Source organism: Hoskinsella mucinilytica (assembly GCF_045223415.1).
GTDB lineage: Bacteria > Bacillota_I > Bacilli_A > Erysipelotrichales > Erysipelotrichaceae > Hoskinsella > Hoskinsella mucinilytica.
The window spans coordinates 63,150-84,118 of record NZ_JBEQZJ010000006.1; the positions used below are offsets into that span (position 1 = coordinate 63,150).

The 20,969-nt window shown below is 37.1% G+C and carries 17 protein-coding genes; 16 read left to right on the forward strand and 1 reads right to left on the reverse strand.

What is annotated here, in order from left to right; all coding sequences use genetic code 11:
* Nucleotide 1: 1 nt before the first annotated feature.
* The 5 genes from UGRO018_RS03350 (at nt 2) to UGRO018_RS03370 (ending at nt 7,079) form a co-directional block, all read left to right on the forward strand.
* A complete protein-coding gene (locus tag UGRO018_RS03350) occupies nt 2–1,420 on the forward strand; it encodes a cadherin-like beta sandwich domain-containing protein (RefSeq protein ID WP_416325038.1) in 1,419 nt (472 codons plus the stop codon).
* 160 nt (nt 1,421–1,580) lie between these two features.
* Nucleotides 1,581–2,840 carry a cell division protein FtsA gene (locus UGRO018_RS03355; protein ID WP_416325039.1) on the forward strand — a complete coding sequence of 420 codons (1,260 nt, stop codon included), beginning with the start codon at nt 1,581–1,583 and terminating at the stop codon, nt 2,838–2,840.
* A 21-nt stretch (nt 2,841–2,861) separates the two neighbouring features.
* The gene (gene ftsZ, locus UGRO018_RS03360; protein ID WP_416325040.1) at nt 2,862–3,938 is read left to right on the forward strand and encodes a cell division protein FtsZ; all 1,077 of its coding nucleotides are present in this window, start codon (nt 2,862–2,864) and stop codon (nt 3,936–3,938) included.
* A 2-nt stretch (nt 3,939–3,940) separates the two neighbouring features.
* Nucleotides 3,941–4,393 (forward strand): hypothetical protein, encoded by a 453-nt coding sequence (locus UGRO018_RS03365; RefSeq protein WP_416325041.1) that lies wholly within the window; start codon nt 3,941–3,943, stop codon nt 4,391–4,393.
* Nucleotides 4,394–4,508: 115 nt separating this feature from the next.
* A complete protein-coding gene (locus UGRO018_RS03370) occupies nt 4,509–7,079 on the forward strand; it encodes a calcium-translocating P-type ATPase, PMCA-type (protein ID WP_416325042.1) in 2,571 nt (856 codons plus the stop codon).
* Between the two features lie 54 nt (nt 7,080–7,133).
* On the opposite strand, the gene UGRO018_RS03375 is transcribed toward UGRO018_RS03370, so the two are convergent.
* Nucleotides 7,134–8,441 carry a uracil-xanthine permease family protein gene (locus UGRO018_RS03375; RefSeq protein ID WP_416325064.1) on the reverse strand — a complete coding sequence of 436 codons (1,308 nt, stop codon included), beginning with the start codon at nt 8,439–8,441 and terminating at the stop codon, nt 7,134–7,136.
* A gap of 155 nt (nt 8,442–8,596) precedes the next feature.
* Here UGRO018_RS03375 and UGRO018_RS03380 point away from each other — a divergent pair, with 155 nt between their 5' ends.
* The 11 genes from UGRO018_RS03380 to UGRO018_RS03430 all read left to right on the forward strand — a co-directional run bounded on the left by UGRO018_RS03380 (nt 8,597) and on the right by UGRO018_RS03430 (nt 20,926).
* On the forward strand, nt 8,597–9,436 hold the full coding sequence (locus UGRO018_RS03380; protein ID WP_416325043.1) for a radical SAM/SPASM domain-containing protein: 840 nt from the start codon (nt 8,597–8,599) through the stop codon (nt 9,434–9,436).
* A 4-nt stretch (nt 9,437–9,440) separates the two neighbouring features.
* Nucleotides 9,441–10,136: an alpha/beta fold hydrolase gene (locus UGRO018_RS03385; RefSeq protein ID WP_416325044.1), complete on the forward strand. Its 696-nt coding sequence runs from the start codon at nt 9,441–9,443 to the stop codon at nt 10,134–10,136.
* A gap of 81 nt (nt 10,137–10,217) precedes the next feature.
* On the forward strand, nt 10,218–12,227 hold the full coding sequence (locus UGRO018_RS03390) for a hypothetical protein (RefSeq protein WP_416325045.1): 2,010 nt from the start codon (nt 10,218–10,220) through the stop codon (nt 12,225–12,227).
* Between the two features lie 339 nt (nt 12,228–12,566).
* Nucleotides 12,567–13,967 (forward strand): TrkH family potassium uptake protein, encoded by a 1,401-nt coding sequence (locus UGRO018_RS03395; protein WP_416325046.1) that lies wholly within the window; start codon nt 12,567–12,569, stop codon nt 13,965–13,967.
* 14 nt (nt 13,968–13,981) lie between these two features.
* A complete protein-coding gene (locus UGRO018_RS03400; RefSeq protein ID WP_416325047.1) occupies nt 13,982–14,656 on the forward strand; it encodes a potassium channel family protein in 675 nt (224 codons plus the stop codon).
* Nucleotides 14,657–14,712: 56 nt separating this feature from the next.
* Nucleotides 14,713–15,030, forward strand: a complete 318-nt coding sequence (locus tag UGRO018_RS03405) for a hypothetical protein (protein WP_416325048.1) — start codon at nt 14,713–14,715, stop codon at nt 15,028–15,030.
* On the forward strand, nt 15,002–15,679 hold the full coding sequence (yunB, locus tag UGRO018_RS03410; RefSeq protein WP_416325049.1) for a sporulation protein YunB: 678 nt from the start codon (nt 15,002–15,004) through the stop codon (nt 15,677–15,679). The genes UGRO018_RS03405 and yunB overlap by 29 nt, the downstream gene beginning before the upstream one ends.
* A gap of 104 nt (nt 15,680–15,783) precedes the next feature.
* Nucleotides 15,784–17,247 carry a hypothetical protein gene (locus UGRO018_RS03415; protein ID WP_416325050.1) on the forward strand — a complete coding sequence of 488 codons (1,464 nt, stop codon included), beginning with the start codon at nt 15,784–15,786 and terminating at the stop codon, nt 17,245–17,247.
* Nucleotides 17,248–17,249: 2 nt separating this feature from the next.
* Nucleotides 17,250–18,419 carry an NAD(P)/FAD-dependent oxidoreductase gene (locus UGRO018_RS03420; protein WP_416325051.1) on the forward strand — a complete coding sequence of 390 codons (1,170 nt, stop codon included), beginning with the start codon at nt 17,250–17,252 and terminating at the stop codon, nt 18,417–18,419.
* A gap of 17 nt (nt 18,420–18,436) precedes the next feature.
* The gene (locus tag UGRO018_RS03425; RefSeq protein ID WP_416325052.1) at nt 18,437–20,248 is read left to right on the forward strand and encodes an aryl-sulfate sulfotransferase; all 1,812 of its coding nucleotides are present in this window, start codon (nt 18,437–18,439) and stop codon (nt 20,246–20,248) included.
* Nucleotides 20,249–20,266: 18 nt separating this feature from the next.
* Entirely contained in the window at nt 20,267–20,926 is a 660-nt protein-coding gene (locus UGRO018_RS03430) for a Crp/Fnr family transcriptional regulator (RefSeq protein ID WP_416325053.1), read from the forward strand.
* Nucleotides 20,927–20,969 lie beyond the last annotated feature (43 nt).

Genomic DNA, 20,969 nt, shown 5'->3' on the forward strand with positions numbered 1-20,969 from the left:
GATGAAAAATAAAAGAGCTAAAATTATTTGTAGCAGTATACTTGCTTTAGAACTTATTAGCTATACTGCAATATCAGCAGATTCTGTAGAGCCGGGAGAAAGTTTTACTGTCAATATATCTTGTGGTAATGTTGAAGGAAGCATAACGGCAAGTGGAAAAAATGCTTCAGTAACTGGAATTAGCGAAAATTGGTGTGAGCGAAGCAAGAACATTAAGATTACTGCTACAGCAGGTAGTGCAGGAACAGCAACAGTTCAATTAATTGGTGTTGATGCTACTGGTAATGCTGATACTCCTAATCCAACAGATTATAGTGGTCAGGTAATAGGGTCTAGCAGTGTATCTGTTGCTAATCCAACACCTAACATACCATCTAATAGTGGAGGAGGATCTTCGTCTTCACAACAGACACAAACTCCATCACAAAATGAAACACCTAAAGAAGAAGCGCCTAAGAATTCCGATAGTTCTTTATCTGCATTGAGTATCAAAGATGGAAAGTTATCACCTGATTTTAAGGCAGGAACAACTTCTTATAAGGTAACAGTAGCAGAAGGTACGACTAAGGTGAATGTTTCCGCTAAAGCAAATAATTCAAAATCAAATGTAACAGGTGATGGCGAAATCAGTGTAAAGGCAGGAAACAATAAAGTAAAAGTAACTTGTACAGCAGAAGATGGAAGTACGAGTGTCTATACCATTGATGTTTATGTTGAGGAAAAGCCTGTTACAACTATGGAACTGGGTGGAAAGACCTTGAATGTATTTGAAAATATTCAAGGGGCTAATCTAGATAACAAAGCATTTACGAAAACAACAGTGAAAATTAGTGGTAAAGATATACCGGCATGGAAAAGTGAAGCACAAAATGTTACATTATTATATTTGAATGGTGAAGATGGAGATGACTTCTATATTTATGATGAAGCAGAACAAAAGGTAACTTCTATTTATCGTCCTGTTGGAGTTCTTGGAAAAAATCTGATCATGATTAATGTGCCAGATGAACTTCAAACACGAAATGGTATGAAATTTACAACCGTGGAAATCGATAAAATAAAATTCCCCGGATGGACCTTTGAAGATAAAGCTTTTGAAAATTATGCTTTGATTTATGTTATGGATGGACAAGGAAACTATGCCTATTACCAATATGATAAAAGTGAACAAACATTACAAAAATTTTCAGGAGCCGCAGCGATCACACAAGAAAAATATGATGCTTATGTAAAGGATAAGAAAGATAAAGAGCAATTGTTGATGTATATCATTTATGGTCTAGGCGCAGGTTGTGTGATTCTTGCCGGATTAGCAGGTTATTTCTTCTTTCATAAAAAACCTAAGCAACCGAAACATAAAAAGATAGATATTGAAAAGGAAGACTATGAAGAACGATTTCATATAGAAAAAGATCAGTAAGAGGATGAAGAAACATCCTCTTTTTCACATGGGAATGAAAAGGCTTTTAAAAAATATGAAAAAATTCTTAGTTTTCTTCGGAAAGTATTTTTAAACCCTTGAAATTATGGTATTATTATAAGGAATGAAATGAAATGATAAACTAAGGGGGTCAAGCCTAGTGTTTAGAAAAGAGATATATGCCGCAGTGGAAATTGCGGATCATGAAATTAGGCTCATCGTTGGTGAGTTCTTTGATACTAGATTCAATATTTTACGTGTTGAAAGAACAATGATCAAGGGCGTAGAAAATAAAAGAATCACGAATGAGCAGGATGTTGTGAATGGAATCCGTAAAGTGGTAAAGCAGGCAAATGATGCACTTGGCTTTACGATAGAACGTGTTTTATTGGCAATACCGAGTGTAAATGTAGAACGACATAACAAGCGAGTAAATGTTTATCCAGAAGGAGGTAGCAAGCGTATTCGCTTGTCACACATACAGGGAGGTTTGAATGAGGCCATTACCTATAAACCAAATCCTGATCTAGAACTTGTGAATGTTGGTTGTATCAAGTATATTACCAATGGAATCACTTCTAGAAAAATGCCAATCGATGAAAGTGCGGATATGATGATCATGGATATCGATTTGTTATATGCCGACAAAGAAATCGTTTATTCTTATGCAAGGTGTGTAGAAAAGGCGGGGCTGGAAATTCTGGATGTATGTTTGGATTCCTATGCAATCGCACAGGAAGCGGCTGTGTTTGAGCAGACAGTTGATAAATATGTGGTATTAATTGATATAGCTCGACAGAATACAACACTTTCTTTATTTACGCATGGTAAACTAGTAAATTGCGAGGTGTTAGCAGACGGCTATGGAAAATGGCTAACCAGTCTTCATGATGATTACCATTTGCAAGAACATATCGGATTTCGTTTGATGCAAAACACATGCAATCTTTTAGATGATGTTGTAAAAGACAATGTGATTTACATATGGAGTGAAGGCGGTATGCAGAAACAAATCACTGAAAAAGGTGTACAGGAAGCTGTAGTTCCTTACATAACGTCATGGGTGGAAACAGTCAATGAAGCATGTGCTCCGATAATTGAAAGTGGCGATGTTCGCTATTTGATTACGGGTGAAGGTTGTGAAATTCAATCGCTTCAACAGTTATTGCCTGTGTTTAATGCGAAGGCAACGGTATATGTTCCACAGACCATAGGTGCAAGAGATTGTTCGCTTGTCACTTGTTTGGGATTGTTTTATAGCTGGAAGGAAGCCTTGAATATTCGTAAAGATGAACGTATCAGCTGTGATATGAATGAAATGGAATCTGCAGTTGAAAGTGTAACAAAGAAAAGCACCGTCGATGATGAAGGTGGATTTACAAAAAAACTGAAAAGTATTTTACTCAATAACGATAAATAGAAGAGAGCGAGGAACTGTTTTATGAGCGATTTACGATTTGAACAAGTAGCAAATATCAAAGTTTTTGGAATTGGTGGCGGTGGCTGTAATGCAGTAAACCGCATGGTGAGTGAAGGTGTCAAAGGTGTAGAATTCTTTGTGGCTAATACAGACTTACAGGTATTAAAGAATTCTCCGGTTGAAAATAAAATCGTGTTGGGACGTGAAACAACACATGGATTAGGTGCAGGTGCTAATCCGGATGTAGGACGTCAAGCTGCCAAAGAAAGTGAAAATGAAATTCGTGAAGCAATCAAAGGAAGCGACATGGTATTTATCACTGCTGGTTTAGGTGGTGGAACAGGAACAGGAGCTGCACCTTTATTCGCAAAGATTGCAAAAGATGAAGGAGCTTTGACTGTTGGTATCGTCACGAAACCATTTACTTTTGAAGGAAGAAAACGTCTGCAATCTGCGGAATCTGGATTGGCTGAGTTGAAACAATATGTGGATTCTCTTATCATTGTTTCAAACAATAATCTAATTGAGGTCATTGGTAGAAAACCATTGACTGAAGCATTCCAAGCAGCGGACAATGTACTTCGCCAAGGAGTACAGACAGTAACTGATTTGATTGCCGTTCCTGCATTTATTAACTTGGACTTTGCGGATGTACGTGCTATTATGGAAAATCAAGGATCTGCTTTGATCGGAATCGGTATGGCCGATGGCGAAGATAAAGCGAAGATTGCGGCAGAAAAAGCAATTCAATCTCCATTGTTAGAAGCACAGATTACAGGCGCAAAAAATGCAATCGTCAATATTACTGGTGGAGAATCTGTGACCTTGTTTGATGCAGAAGATGCAATGGCTGTGATTCGTGAAGCGGCAGGTAATGATATCGATGCTATTTTCGGTATCGCTATCAATGAAAATCTTGGAGATAGCATTATTGTAACGGTGATTGCTACCGGATTTGAAATTCCTGCAGAAGAAGAAAAGCCGGTATTTACACAGCCTGTACAAAAAACTGTAAAGGTTGAACCTGAAAAAGTTCGTTTTCAAGAAACGATGGAAGACGACGATGATGAAGGAATCCCATCATTTTTTAGACGATAATTATGGTGGTTTATTATATCGATGATAGCTTTTTTCAAGACAGTGCCTTTGCGAAAGAAATGTATGAACGTTTTTTGTTAAGGGTAGAACGTTTTGAAAAAGGAATTATATTGATTAGTAGTTCTCATAACTATTCCAAGGAGATTCAACAGTTTAAAAGAAATTTATCTGATGGGTTTGCTGTTTTGGAAAGTCCTGCAGTATTTGATATTGATGGCATTCGGGGAAATCTTAGAGGTACTTATTTGGCACTTGAAGATTTTGATTGTATGCAGACCTTTAGTGGTAGCTGTATAGAATATGATACAAAGAAACATCAGTGTGAGAGAATTTATTTCGATTTATTTCCAGAACATCTTCAATTAGGTGAATTGGATCTATTGAAAAATTTTCTTGAGAATATGCTTGGGAAAAAAGTGAAAAGTTTTAAGAAAAAGAAAGAGCAAATCAGTTGATACTCTATTTCAGAAGATCGGACAATGAATGTTGTCCTTTTTTTTGTCCTTTTGTCGAACAGCACATAAATGAACCTTGAATTCCATAGTCTTTACTATGAAGGAGGGATCTCGTATGCCGTATCGAATGAATCGATATACTGTATTACATGAATTTGGCAGTGATGAAAATGTTGGACTAAGTGAGAGTGAGGCTGAGAAAAGACTCGCAAAGAATGGAAAGAATGAGCTGATCAAACAAAAGAAAGAAACCCCATTTCAAATGTTCATTGAACAATTTGAAGACCCAATGGTCATTATTCTGATCATAGGGGCGATCATTTCCATTTTTCTAAATGAAATCATAGATGCATCTATTATCTTTGTAGTTATTCTATTAAATGCAATGATAGGAGTTGTACAAGAATTTAAAGCAGAGAAAGCTATTGATGCTTTAGAGAAGCTATCAAGTCCCAAAGCAAGTGTGATCAGAGAAGGATATCTAAAAGAGATAGATTCCAAAGATCTGGTATTGGGTGATATCATTGAGCTTAGTGTCGGTAATTATATTCCTGCAGATATCAGACTTTTAACATCAACAAATCTAAAGGTAGAAGAAAGTACGCTAACCGGTGAAAGTGAACCGGTAGAAAAAAATGCAGAAGCTATTTATGAGGAAGTGACAGATATTCATGATCAGCGCAACATGGTGTTTATGTCCACATACGTTACATATGGAAAGGCAAGAGGTGTAGTAGTTCGCTGTGGTATGGACAGTGAGGTCGGCCATATTGCGGGAATGCTATCCAAACATGAAGAAGACAGTACACCATTACAAGTGCGATTGGCGCATTTATCTAAATTGCTCGGTATTTTGTCAGTGGGTATTTGTGTAGCAATGTTTATTGTAGCGATACTTCAAGGTAGAAATCTATTTGACATGCTGTTGCTTTCTATCTCTTTGGCAGTTGCGGCAATACCTGAAGGTCTACCTGCGGTAGTAACCATTGTTTTGGCACTTGGTGTTCAGGTCATGAGTAAAAATCATGCGATCATTCGTAAGCTTCATGCTGTAGAAACACTTGGTTCAGTCAGCGTTATTTGCAGTGATAAAACAGGTACGTTAACCCAGAACCATATGAAAGTAGTGAGTACGTATGCGGATGGAGAATTACAGAAGGAAAACGAGGAATTGTTAAGAGGATTTGCATTATGTAATGATGCTGTGGTAAGTGAAGAGATTTTAGGAGAACCTACAGAGGTAGCGTTATTAACCTATTGTGAACAACAAGGGGTTCATAAGGCGCATTGTGAACGAAGCTATCTTCGTGTCAATGAAATTCCTTTTGACTCTGCACGTAAACTAATGACGACGATTCATCAAAGTGAAAAGGGATATGTAGCATATACCAAAGGTGCTCCTGAAAAAATCCTTGAGTTATGTAGTAGTGTTTTGATCAATGGTAAACAAGTTAAAATGACAGCTTTTGAAAAAAATAGGATCTTAGAAGCCAGTAAGCAAGTGAGCAGTGATGCTCAGCGAGTATTGGCGCTTGCAAGAAAAAGCCTAAAAAGCGCACAGGAAGAGGCTGTAGAGGGAAAGATGTGTTTTGTTGGTTTTGCCGGAATGATCGATCCACCTCGAGAAGAAGTGAAAGATAGCATTGCACTTTGCCATGAAGCAGGAATTCGTGTAGTTATGATTACAGGAGATCATCCATTGACCGCTTTTGCGATTGCGAAACAACTGCATATCGCAAAGCATCCAAAACAGGTTATGACAGGAAGAATGTTGGATGAGATCAATGATGAGGATTTGATTAGTCAGATCATGGATATCTGTGTATTTGCTCGTGTGACACCTGAACATAAGGTAAGAATCGTAAATGCTTTTAAAAAGCGTAAAGAAGTCGTTGCTATGTCTGGGGATGGGGTGAATGATGCGCCTAGCTTAAAGAATGCAGATGTGGGTATCGCAATGGGAAAAACAGGTACGGATGTTTGTAAACAAGCAAGCGATATGATCTTGGCAGATGATAACTTTGCGACCATCGTTAAAGCAGTAGAACAGGGAAGAAACATTTATTTGAATATACAAAAAGCAGTTTTATATTTGTTAAGTTGTAATATCGGTGAAGTAATGTCATTATTTCTGGCAATCGTTTTCATGCCCAATGTGGTATCTTGCGTGAGTGCAATTCAGATTTTATGGGTCAATCTGGTAACCGATGCATTTCCGGCTTTGGCTTTGGGGGTGGATCCGAAAGATCGATATATCATGAAGGAAAAGCCCAGAGATCGTGAAGAAAGTCTGTTTGCGCATGGTGGTATGATCTTTACCTTGATGAATGGGTTCTTTATCGGTACGATCACCTTGGTTGCATTTCGTTATGGATTGAATACCAGTGGAGAAAAAGCTCAAACCATGGCATTTATGGTATTGTCTATGTCTCAACTATTTCATTCACTGAATTTAAGAAGTATGAGGCATTCTATTTTCGAAGTTGGTGTTTTCAAGAATAAATGGCTGTTTTTGACTTTATTGATTGGATTGGGTTTACAGGTTTCGGTATGTGAGCTTCCGATCTTTCATACACTTTTGAAAACAGTATCGCTTTCTTTGATGGAATGGGGCATTGTATTTGGTTTAAGTATGAGTGTCATTTTGATCAATGAAATCAGTAAGTGGATTGCTAAGGATAAGTAAATTGATATAAAAAAAGTGATGTTGTTAGGATGGACCTAAAACATCACTTTTTGTTTATGCTTTATCAGATGGAAGGATCAGATTTAAAATGATACCAACCAAAGCACTCAATGCAGTACCGGATAATGTCATAAAGCTTCCGATAGGAAGTATGGCACCACCAAGACCGATAACTAACATTGCACTTGCGATAACTAAGTTTCTTTGTTTACCGAAATCAACCTTGTTATCTACCAAAACACGTAAACCATTGCTGGCAATCACGCCATACAACAATATGCTCATACCACCTAGTACGCAAACCGGTATGGTAGAAATAAAGGCAGATATCTTACCTACCATAGAAAGAACGATGGCAATGCATGCTGCTCCTGCAGTAACATAAACACTACTGATCTTTGTCATACCGATGACACCGGTATTTTCACCATACGTTGTATTTGCTGGACCACCTAGAAAGGCAGATACTGCAGTAGCGATTCCATCACCTAACAAGGTACGATCAAGACCTGGATCTTTCAAAAAGTTTTTACCGCAAATCTTTCCCAATACCGTATGATCACCGATATGTTCAGCGATGGTCACAAAGGCAACAGGTAGAATTGCCCATGTTTCAGGTCCAAAATATAATTCATAGGTTTTAAAGTTTCCTAAGTGGAATGGTAAAATAAATTCCGGTAATGCGAACCAATCCGCTTTGGTAACTGCTGTAAAGTCAACCAGACCAAAACATAATGCAATGATATATCCGACTATGATCGCAATCAAGAAAGGAATGATTTTGAAAAAGCCTTTTGCTTTTGTGGAAATCAATGCAGCAACTAAGAATGTAATCAATGCAACGATCATTGCTTTTGGGTCACCTCCGGCAACAAAGCCGGCATTGCCAACAGCATTTCCCGCAAGCCCTAATCCGATCACCGCAATCATAGGTCCGATGACGATTGGCGGTAATAATTTATCGATCCAATCTTTACCAATGAACTTTACAACGATCGCAACGATCACATAGATCAAGCCTACTAACATTAAGCCTGTTTGTGCGGCACTTGGATTCCCACCCAACGCTGCAATGGCGATTTGAACCGCAGAAATGTAAGCAAAGGAAGAACCTAAATATACCGGAACCTTTCCTTTGGTACAAGCAGTATAAATCAGGGTACCAATACCACTTGCGAATAATGCGACACTGACCGGTAGACCTGTTAAGGTCGGAACCAAAATGGTTGCGCCAAACATTGCAAATACATGCTGAAAGCTTAAAAACAGCCACTTTAATGGATCAGGACGTTCATTAACATCCAAGATCATGTTGCCAGAAGGCTCTTCATGAAATTCATTTTCATCAAGAATCAACGGCATTTCTTCAACAGTTTCGTGAAATTCTTTTTTCATACTTACTCCTTTTTTATTTCAAAACACTCATAGTATACCATAATTATAGGAGTTATGAAAAAGAAAATACTGCTGTCCTAGGAAATTTCTATCAATTATGGTAAGATTACCATGGTGATAGTATGCGATTTAAAAAAATATATATAGAGATTACCAATACCTGCAATCTATCTTGCAGTTTTTGTGTACAAAATCAACGTCCACCAAGAAGGATGAGCGTGGATGAGCTAAGACATATTCTGAAGCAAATAAAACCTTTTACCAACTACGTTTATTTGCATGTACTTGGGGAGCCTTTATCTCATCCTGATCTTGAAACAATACTGGATCTTTGTGAAGAATATGGAATGAATGTCAATATGACAAGTAATGGAACCTTATTCAAACAAAAAGAAGATGTATTATTACGTGGTAAGATACGTCAACTTAATGTATCTCTTCATAGCTTTCCCCAACATTATCAACAGGCATATTTAGAACATGTGATTTCAATATGTGACAAGTTGGCTGAAAAGCATACTTATATAAGTTATCGTTTATGGAGCATGCGTCAAGGGGAACTGGATCATGAGACCATGCAAATCGTTGATTATTTAAAACAAGCATATCATTGTGATATTCCGGTAATTGAAAAAGGTGCAATTCGTTTAAAAGAACATACCTATTTGCATTTTGAGGAGGTATTTGCTTGGCCAGATCTTTCATCTTTCCATGTTTCCACAAAAGGAAGTTGTCTTGGCATGAAACAAATGTGTGCGATCCTATCAGATGGAACGATCACTCCATGTTGTTTAGATAGTAAGGGAGATATTGCACTGGGAAATATATTTGAGGAATCCTTTTCTTCAATCATAGAAAAAGAAAGAGCACAAGCCATAAAAACTGGATTTCAGAATAAGGTCGTAGTAGAAGAGCTTTGTCAGAAATGTAGTTATCGTACTCGATTTGATGAAAAGAGGTAAGAACATGTATTTAAAGCGACAGGATTGTCATATTTATTATGAAATATATGGTAGTGGGGAACCTATCTTATTTCTTCATGGGAATGGAGAGGATCATACTTATTTTCAACATCAAATAGAAGCTTTTTCAAATGATTACCAAGTGATCGTCATGGATATGAGAGGACATGGTATTTCAGACTTTGGAGAACGACCTTTGAATTTTGCATTATTTGCGGAAGATGTGATTGCGCTATGGAATGAGCAACATATCGAACGTTGTCATGTGTTTGGTTTCAGTGATGGGGGAAATACGGCATTGACCCTAGGGATTCATTATCCAACACGTTGTAATAAGATCATTGCCAATGGCGCAAATCTTAATACGATGGGTATGAAACAATGGGTACAGCTTACTCTTTTGGCACAATATGAAATGACAAAAATACGTTCCTTCATAGATAAAGAAGCAAACAAAAAACTACAGATATTAGATTTAATGATGCATCAGCCTAAGATTTCGATCAAACAGCTACATGCAATCAAAAGTCCTGTTTTGGTGTTATGTGGAAGTAATGATATGATCAAAACAGAACATTCTATGAACATAGCCCGAGCGATTCCAAATGCAATGTTAGATATCATACCAGGAGATCATTTTATTGCGAATAAACAATATGAAGTTGTCAATCAACATGTAAAAAAATTTCTAAAGAAATGATATCTTTAGAAATTTTTTCGTTTTCCTTTCCTGTTTTCTTATAAGTTTTTATTATAATGGTGGTGGGAAAGAGGGATATACATGAATCTTTTAATGATTTTAATTTTTATGCTTGTGATGTTATTGGTATACTTTATCGTTAATAAAAAGACAAGAAAACAAACGTTGGAACAAATTCAGACATATATTGGAAAAATAGCATACATCGTTAGTGCACCGATCGTATTAGTGATTCAGCTATGTTTTGAATTTACATCGATTATGACAGATTTTATATTAAAGCTATTACATATGTTGTTGTTGCCGTTTACATCAGCTGGTATCGTCATTACTCATTTTGATCAAAGCTGTAAGGAGAAAACGACAAGATACCTGAAACGCTATGATGGACAACATTACATCAAGCAAGGCGTTCATTTATATAAGGAAGCCTTATTAAAGGATACCCATAGCTTTGTGAACATAACGATTCAAACAGTTGTATTGGTTGGAACGATTTTTCTTCAATATGTATCATTTGCGACAACCTATCGTGGTATTAGCTTCTATTTTCAAGAGATGGCACCCGGTGCTGCGGTATTGATCACATTCGTTATTCAATGTAGTCTTTTGGTATTGGCGAATGCTATCGTACATCGTCAGCGTTTTACCTTAGGAAGAACTTTGATGTTACTTTATTTTATGTGTACCTCGATGTTTTTCTCTTATACAGGAATCGTGAATCAACAAATTTCTCCTGAGATTGATATTCGAAAGAATTATCAAGCATTTTATAAGGATTATGAGAATTTGCGTAATGATATGTTATCTAAATCTAACCAAACTGCAGATACTTTTACGATTACCTCGCTGATACAAGATGCGAACCAATTGAAAAAAAATAGTGAGGCTATGCGTAAATCGATTGAACAAAGCTTAAAGGGACATCAGGAACAGCTAAATGCTTCTGTCAAAATATCTTATGATGAACATGGTTATCCTATTTATGATACCACGAATAAAGATAGCACGCTCTTAAATCTTATTGATAAAGAAAATCAACAGATACAGCGATTATCTCAACTGGAAGAACTATTACGCCCTGATGAACTACAAGTTTCTTTTTTAAAAGATGCTTCCTTTGCGCAAAAGGATATGGAAGAAAAACAAAAGCTTTTGAATGATCCTTCCACGGGATACGATGAAATGAAACAGGCATATGATCATTTGGCTCAATATATGAAATCTATCGATTCCAATATGGAAATCAAAGAGTTACCTGCGACATTAGGAAGTTACTATCAAAGCTTTGCGTTACAGAAACAATTACAAGAAGAAAAATGTATGGACTATGATACACTACGATCACAGATCACAACCAGCAAAAAAGATATGACCAATGTGTCAGATATTCTCCAGCTACAATCTTTGATCACAAAAGAAATCAATGACAACTTCATCAATACCGATTTATCAGATCAAGAGTTTGCGTCAGCTTTCGCTTATTATTCTACGACATTAGAATCCATGAAAGATGCACTTCAATTTGAGGACAGTAATCTGGTTGCTTTATCTAGACTTCATCCACAACACAAGGATTTTTATACAGCATTATTTTTATTAGTTCTTGCGATCTTTGTAGATGGTACTACCGTTTTAATGCCATTCTTTATGAATAAGACGAAGAAAACGATTCTTTATGCGACCAAACGAAAAGATTTACGATTTGAGGAAGAAGAAATCCTAAGTGATATGCTGATGGGTATTTCAAAGGATCCTGTAGAGGCGATGGAAAAATTAGAAGAATTATTCGATCATTTTAGTCTAACCCCATATTTGCAGAAAAAAGGGTATGCTTTACAATGGGAAGAAAGTCAATTACATCGTTATCTTCAAGAGGATGGAAGCGATATGAGAGAATGTGTCCTCTTCTTACAGCATTGTGGTTATATGGAATATACAACAAAAGAAATGCTTAATACATTAAGAAAAGAAGCAGGATTGAGTGAAATAGAAACAGAGGCAGTTTATTTAGTGAAAACAAACTTGGTGATTTGGCTGAAACAAAACCATGCTTATGCGAAGAAAAAAAGTGATATGGAGGAAGCATGACATTTGTAAAATCAAAGCTTATGCAGATCTATCATAAGGGATGACAGTAGAGATGTAAGTGTGATGTTTGGTCAGTATCAGAGTAGTGTGCATATCAAATTAAAAAAAATAGCGTTTATCAATGAAAGACGCTATTTTTTGATCGTGTTCATTTGAATTTTAGTCTTTAGACTATCTTATGGTATGGCAAATTAACGATATCTTAACAAAAGAATGAGAAATCTTAACAAATGCGGTTGTAAATTGAGGGGCAAGTGTGTAAAATGTATGTACATCATTATGATGAGTTAAAAAGAAATGAAAAACAAATGAATATGAGAAGGGTAAAGAAGGTATAGAATGAAAATGGTGAATTTTGTTCATACGGTATTGGATTTCAAAAAACTTTCTCCTGCACAAAAAATCGCAACCAGTTTCTTGTTTGTGATTTTGGCAGGTACGATTTTATTGATGCTTCCGATCAGTAATCGTAATGGTGAGTTTTTTTCTCCAATCGATGCATTGTTCACAGCTACTAGTGCTACCTGTGTTACAGGATTATCGACCGTCACGATTGCAGATCAGTTTAACTGGTTTGGGCATCTTGTGATCGTATTGCTGATACAAATAGGTGGCTTAGGACTGATGACGTTCATGGCCGTATTGATCCTGATATTAAAAAACAGATTGTCTTTGAATGAAAAGAAAGTCATGAAAGAGATGCTGAATCAGGATAAAGTATTTGATATGAAGAAATTCCTTCTGGATATTCTTCGCTATACGCTGTTTTTTGAAGCGATCGGCACGATCATCTTAAGTTTTCGTATGATTGATGACTATGGTCCGATTGATGGAATCTTAAAGGCTGCATTTTTATCTGTATCAGCGTTTTGTAACGCTGGTTTTGATACTTTGGGATCTATCAGTCTACAAGGTTATGTGCATGATCCTCTTGTTTGTATTACGATTATGACCTTGATCGTACTTGGTGGTCTAGGTTTTGCGGTATGGTTTGATGTTCGAGATAAACTAGGTAATCTATTTCATAAAAAGATCACCTTCAAGAAGTTTCATCAATCTCTAAGTCTTCATACAAAAGTGGTATTGTTGGTTACCATCATATTGATTATTGTTCCTGCTATCTTGATCATGGCTTTGGAATTCAATAATCCGCAAACGATGGGAAGTTTCAGTATTCCTGAAAAGTTGATGTCATCTACCTTTGAATCCATTGCTCTTCGTACAGCTGGCTTTACTACTGTTAATTATGCAAATATTATGGCAGGTACTCAAATGTTGATGATGATCGTTATGTTCATCGGAGGTTCTCCGGGAGGAACTGCAGGTGGTATCAAGACTACGACCTTTGCAATGTTGGTCATCTATATGATCAATATGTTAAAGGGCAGAGAAAATGTTGTTGTGATGAGAAGACATATTGGCAATGGTACCATCATACGTGCCATGGGTATTTTCTTTATCAATATCGTTGCACTTTTGACCGGAATGTTCTTGTTGTCTATTGTTCAACCTGAAGCCTTTAATATGATAGCTTTTGAATGTGTCAGTGCCATGGCAACCGTTGGAAGTAGTCTTGGATTGACCGGACTCTTGACCTTTGGTGGAAAAGTGATTATCATAGTATTAATGTATATCGGTAGAATCGGTATTTCTACCCTGATCATATCCTTAGTGAAGGCTCGACATGAGGCTGGTAAGGATAAGATCAATTATCCTGATGGAACCATCATTGTAGGATAAGAGGAGAGTAAGTTATGAAAAAATATCAAAATCGTCAGTACGCAGTCTTAGGTTTGGGAATCTTTGGTTCTACCGTTGCGAAAACATTAAGTAGATACAATGCAGAAGTCATTGCAGTAGATATTGATCCGAAATGTGTCAATCGAATGGCTGATGTCGTAACGCAAGCGATGCAGTGTGATATCACAGATATCGATCAACTAAGAGCTGCCGGAATTCAAGATTGTGATGTGGCGGTTGTTAGTATGGGCAATCACTTGGAACAAAGTGTGATGGCAATCATCAACTTAAAAGAGTTGGGCATTCCTTATATTGTAGCGAAAGCAAAAAATAAACGCTATATGCAGATTTTCTCAAAGATTGGTGCCAATAAAGTAGTTCGTCCGGAAAAAGAAATGGGTGAACAGGTCGCCAAGGGTATTTTAGGAAAGAATATCATTGATATTATTGATTTAGATAGCGAATATAGTGTTGTGGAAATACCTACACCAAAAGAATGGGTCGGTAAATCCTTGATTGAATTAAATCTGAGAAGAAAATATGGCATCAATGTTGTAGGAATACGTAATCATGTGACAGGAGATCTGAATGTCTGTCCTGATGCCGAGTGTAAGATTGAACGTGATGATCATATGGTCGTTATCGCTGATGGAGATACCATTAATAAATTTGATAACATGATTGATTAGAGATACACATTTGTATCTCTTTTTTCATATACTGGTAGAAAGGGGGATAAATGCCTATGGTGGAAATCAAAAGATTACGCATTCAGGAACAAGATTTTATCGGTATTTATTTGAAGTTACCACGATATCCGATTCATTTGATCGTATCGACACATACCATATTAGCTAGTGATGCATTATCCATATCACATTTTGAGGATGAGAATAAGGATACTGCCATCATGCTATGTCATTATTGTTATGGTTTTGATGGATTGCTCAATAGTGAAGTAAAAGGAATCAATCAAATAGCGAAACAAGCAGGAGTGAATGTTGGAATGAAAGCGAAAGAGGCGTTGATGCTTTGTGAAAATACGAAAGAAAAAAAGAGGTAGAAAGTGGAAATGGGCTTGTTGGCTCTTTGTGTTATGCATCGGCATATGGTTTTTGATTCATTCCTTTAATCAATCTGTAGAACCTCAGCTTCAAGCTATCGCAAAGCAACATACAGGATTTGCCATCAATAATATCGTGAAAGAAGTACTAGCAGATATGGAATACGATAGCTCAGATTTCTTAAAGGTTGAACGTAACCAAGACCAACAAATAACCAGTGTAGAATATGATTCAAATAAATTAAATCAAATGCTGTATTCTGCATTGAATACGATTGATGCTTCTTTGCTTGCGGCGCAAGATGGAAAAAAGGATCCAAAAACCAAAGAAGTATTCTATGAAGATGGTATTTTATATGAAATCCCTTTGGGATATTTTACGAAGTCCTATTTGTTGTATGATCATGGCCCTAAGATAAAGGTTCGAATGAAGATGTTAAATGATGTAACGGGTAATATCAAGACAGAGGCAAAAGCATATGGAATCAATAATACGTTGATCAAAATATCTTTGGTGGTCAATGTAGATGCACAGGTCATAACTTTTGTGGGTACGAGTGAATATCAGACTTCCATGGAGCTTCCTTTGGTCATTCAAGTAGTCAATGGAACTGTACCTGATCTTGCTCCATATAGCCTTACCAATTGACTTGCTAGATGATTCACAAAATGTGCGAAACTGTTGGACATCCAACAAGTTTTGTGAAAAGGGTAGTGTTATCATATGGATGGTAAAGGAAAGCTGGTGAAATCATGAAAGAGGAGGAACATGCATCTTTAAGGTTTTATATGAGTCAATATTTCTCTATGCTTCCAATCCTACTTTATGTATTGCTGAGTGCGATCATCATGATCGGTTTTCATTATTATGCCATGAAAGCCTTGATTTTGGCTGCGATCATCTCTTTATTCTTTGGTTTTATATTATGTAAAAACAAAAAAGAATACTGGAATGCGATCGTTCGTGGTTTAGCACAATATGGAAATGCACGATTGATTTTGATTTTTATGGTCATCGGTATATTCTCCAAAGTATTGGTAGATGGCAATATCGGCGGAGGTTTTATATGGCTTAGCTTACAACTAGGTTTGCATGGCGGTGCCTTTGTGGTCTTTACTTTTTTAGGATGTAGCATCATCTCCATGGGAGCTGGGGCACCCATAGCGGCATTGTTAGCGGTCATACCGATCTTCTATCCAGCAGGTGTGATGTTAGGAGCTGATCCGACAGTCATCACAGGAGCGATGTTGAGCGGGATTTTCTTTGGTGATGCTTTATCGCCAAGTTCCCAAGTCATCCATACAACGATTGCTTCTCAACATGATAAAACAACAGGAGAAAGTGCCAAACTACTTGAAACAATGAAAGAACGCTTGGGATATATCTTATTTGCCGGATGTTTGTCAATGATTCTATTTTATCTATTTGGTGGATCGACATCTTCGATCACAAATGTTAAGGAGTTAAGCGAGCTGGCAAATGTTCAAGGATTATGGATGCTCATTCCGATTGCTATTTTATTGTTACTATGCTTTCGTACCAGTGACTTATTTATTGGCGTATCTTTTGGCATTTTAAGCGGTATCGCAGTTGGATTATGTTTTGGTGTATTTCAATTACAGGATTTGTTTTATCTGGATCCAATTGGGGCGCAAATGCATGGTATTTTCATAGATGGGATTTATCAGGTGATAGATATCATCCTTTCTACGATATTGCTTTATGGATTAATACAAGTCGCAGTAGAAGGAGGTATGATGCATGTATGTTGTAACTTTGTAACCTCTTGTCGTATGAGCAAGACAAGAAAAGGCGCAGAGAGCATCATTGCCTTAGGAGTCGGTATCGTTAATGTATTATTGGCAGGGTGTGTATTGCCATCCATCTTAATGTTTAAGGATGTAGCGGATGAGGTTGGACAAAAAGCAGATATTCCACCTAGTAGACGATGTATCCTATTGACCGCAATGACAACGAATATCACCGCAATCATCCCCATCAATTCAGCCTTTGTGATGGGTGCGGTAACTGTGATTCAAGAGCTTTCGTCCAAAAATGCAATGTTACCGATCGTTGGTCCATTTAAAATCTTTTTATCATCTTATTATTGTCTGATTCTTACCTTTATATGTATTGGGTGGGTAGTGTTTGGATTAGGTAGATCTCATGAAAAAGTAAAACATTCACGTCATGATAAATACGCAAAGGAGTGGTAAATATGAGTGAAATGTATGATGTCGTTATCATTGGTGGAGGACCTGCAGGTTTGGCCGCAGCCATTTATGTTGGAAGAGCACAGCGGAAAACGCTTCTAATTGAAAAAGGAAGCTATGGTGGAAGAATCAATGATACAAGAGAAATTCGAAATTATCCGGGAGTCATATCAGATAGTGGTGCAGGATTGATGGAAAAGTTTAAAGCACATGCTCAAAGCTATCCAACCAATGAATGGAAACGAACAACAGTAACAGGTATCGTGAAACAAGAGGATGGAAGCTTTCTTGTTCAGACAAAACGACGTGGAGATTTTTTGACACATTGCATCATTCTAGATACTGGCACAAAGCCTAGAATGTTAGGTATTCCAGGCGAATTAGAATTCGCAGGACATGGTGTTGCGTATTGTGCAACTTGTGATGCTGAATTTTTCAAAGGAAAAGATATCTATGTGTTAGGTGCAGGAGATCAAGCAATTGAAGAAGCTGATTATTTGACAGGTTTTGCGAACAAGGTAACCATCATTGTACTTCATGAAGAAGGCCATTTAGATTGTAATGAGGTGGCGGCACAAACTGCATATCAAAATCCTAAGATTGATTTTGTATGGAATTCAACGCTTCAAGAAATCAAAGGGGATGAAGAGGTTACCTCACTTGTAATCAAAAATGTTGTGGATCAAACGATTCAAGAGGTCAAAGCAGATGGTATCTTCTTCTTTGTCGGTATGGTTCCCCAAACCGAGCTAGTTCAAGATTTGCTTGCATGTGATGATAAGGGATACATCCTGGTTAATGAGAAAAAAGAAACTAATATAGCGGGTATCTATGCAATTGGAGATTGTACACAAACCTTTTTAAGGCAAGTGGTAACGTCTGCAGCGGATGGTGCAATTGCGGCAACAGCAAGTGAGCGTTATGTGAAAGAAAAGAAACAAATAGATGCGATATTGACACCGGATAGCGGTAAGGTTGCTTTCTTATTCTATCAGCCTTATGAGAATGAGCAAATAGAGAAAATGTCTATGAAAGAAGAACAATTAAAGGATACCTATCGTGTCATACGTCAGGATATTACCAGACAGACATTGTTATATGATCGATTAAATATCAAGGCATCTCCAGCAATTGCCTATTATGAAAATGGCAAGCTGATGAAGATAGAAAACTAAGAACGGAGGAATGAAAAATGGGACAACCAAGTGTATTCCCACATGGAGTAACAGTTTATGATCCAGAGAAATGCTGGAATGGGTATACCATCGTACCACTGATCAATGATGGTGTATTGTTGTTTGATATGAATGGGAATGAAATCAGAAGATGGAATATGCATGCAATGCCACCGAAGTTATTACCTGGAGGCTATGTCATGGGTCTATCAGGTTATCGCCATCCGGATTATGGTATGCAAGATGGTGTTAATCTGATCGAAATTGATTATGATGGAAATATCGTTTGGGAATTTGATCATTTTGAAGAAATCAATGACCCAGGTAGAGATCATCGCTTTATGGCACGTCAGCATCATGATTATCAAAGAGAGGGAAACCCGGTTGGTTATTATGTTCCAGGCATGGACGCAAAACCTTTATCAGGAAATACCTTGATCTTGGTACATCAGACGATACATCAACCTATGATATCAGATAAAAAGCTTTTAGATGATTGTATGATAGAGGTTGATTGGGAAGGAAACATTTTATGGAAATGGTCTATATCAGATCATTTTGAGGAATTGGGCTTTGATGAGGCAGCATTGAATATTCTTGCTAGAGATCCAAATATGAGATCTTCTGATGGTGGTATCGGTGATTATTTACATGTAAACTGTATGAGTTATCTTGGTGAAAATAAGTGGTATGATCAAGGCGATGAACGATTTAAACCGGATAATATTATCTTTGATTGTAGAGAAGCTAATATTCTGGCAATTTTAGATAAGGAAAGTGGTAAGATCGTTTGGAAGATCGGTCCTGATTTTAATGCCACTCCTGAATTGAAAAAACTAGGATGGATCATTGGACAGCACCATTTTCATATGATTCCTAAAGGTCTTCCAGGGGAAGGAAATCTCTTGGTATTTGATAATGGTGGTTGGGCAGGTTATGGAACACCAAATCCCGGTTCACGAAATGGTAGTAAAAATGCACAACGTGATTATAGTCGAGTGCTTGAATTTGATCCGATAACGCTAGAAGTTGTATGGAAATTGACACCAAAAGAATTAGGACATGCTATTCCAACAGATGCAAGTAAGTTTTATAGTCCTTATGTTTCCAGTGCACAACGCTTACCTAATGGAAATACGCTCGTGACAGAAGGCAGCGATGGTCGTATAATAGAGGTAAGTAGAGAACATGAAATTGTATGGGAATGGATTTCTCCTTACTATAGTCATAATGAAACAGGACCAAAAAACAATATGATCTATCGTGCTTATCGTTATCCATACAGCTATGTTCCTCAAGAGCCACAACCTAAAGAGGTAGCCATCCCTCGTATTGACAATACCACCTATCGTGTGGCAAATGCAGGCGCTCTTGGCGCAAAGACAGTGATTGATGTAGAAGGTACCCTTCCTTATTATCAGGATGTAGCCTTATGTGTCGCCACAGATGATGAGGAAGATATGACCAAACGAGAAAAGCTATTCACCATAGATCATAGCCTATTTGAACCAATCACCAGTATCAGAGCATTTGATGAACAAGTCTTACAAGCTACAGATAAGCCGGTATTGGTATTGTTTGGCGCAGAGCGTTGCGTACATTGTAAAGCCCTTCATCCTGTATTGGAAGAGGCATTGAATGAAGAATTCCATGGAAGTTTCCATATCTACTATGTCAATGTTGATGAATGTAAAGATTTGGTAACAGCATATCATGTACAAGGCATTCCTGTTGTGGCATTATTCAAAGCAGGAAAAGAACTACAGCGCTTTAACGGAGAAAAAGACTATGATGATGTCTGTGATTTTTTAGATCAGGCTTTGATATAAACGTTAGGAGGTATTCTTTTGGAAACAGATTGTAACATTCACCAAGCACCATTTGTATATCGTTGTCTACATCATCCCATTTATGCAGAACAGCTTCGTTATGAAACTTATAAAACTGCTGCCGTTTTATGTCCGGTTCACACACCGATAGAAGCGTTTGGGTTCGTTGTAGATGGCTGTTTAAAAGCTGAGAAATATACAGTGAATGGCAATGAACTTTGTTGTGCCTATTTTGAAGATTATGATGTGTTTCCGGAATTGTTGTATTTTACAGGAAAAAAAGAATATACCTATACGTTAATTGCAGTGAAAAAAACAGAAGTAGCTTGGATGCCTGCTTCTGTTTTTGAGCATATGTTAAAAGAGGATACAGAAATGATGTACTCCTTTATGTTATACCTATCAAAACGAGGTATGAAAAATCAAATGCTGTTAAATTGTCTACATTATCAGACAATCAAAGAACGCATCGCATTTTGGCTTCTTCATGTGAATCATATGAAACAAGAGGAAAAGCTTCCTTTGCCTAAATCACAAACAATGTGGGCAAATACGCTTCATGTATCTAGATCATCTTTGAATCAAGAGCTCAAACATATGGAACAGGATGGATATTTCAAAATAGAAGGTCATTCTTTAATTCTTTTAAATCAAGATGGATTAGAACAGCTTTTATAAATAAGAAATGATTTGATTTTGTAAGCTCATATCTCGAATATTA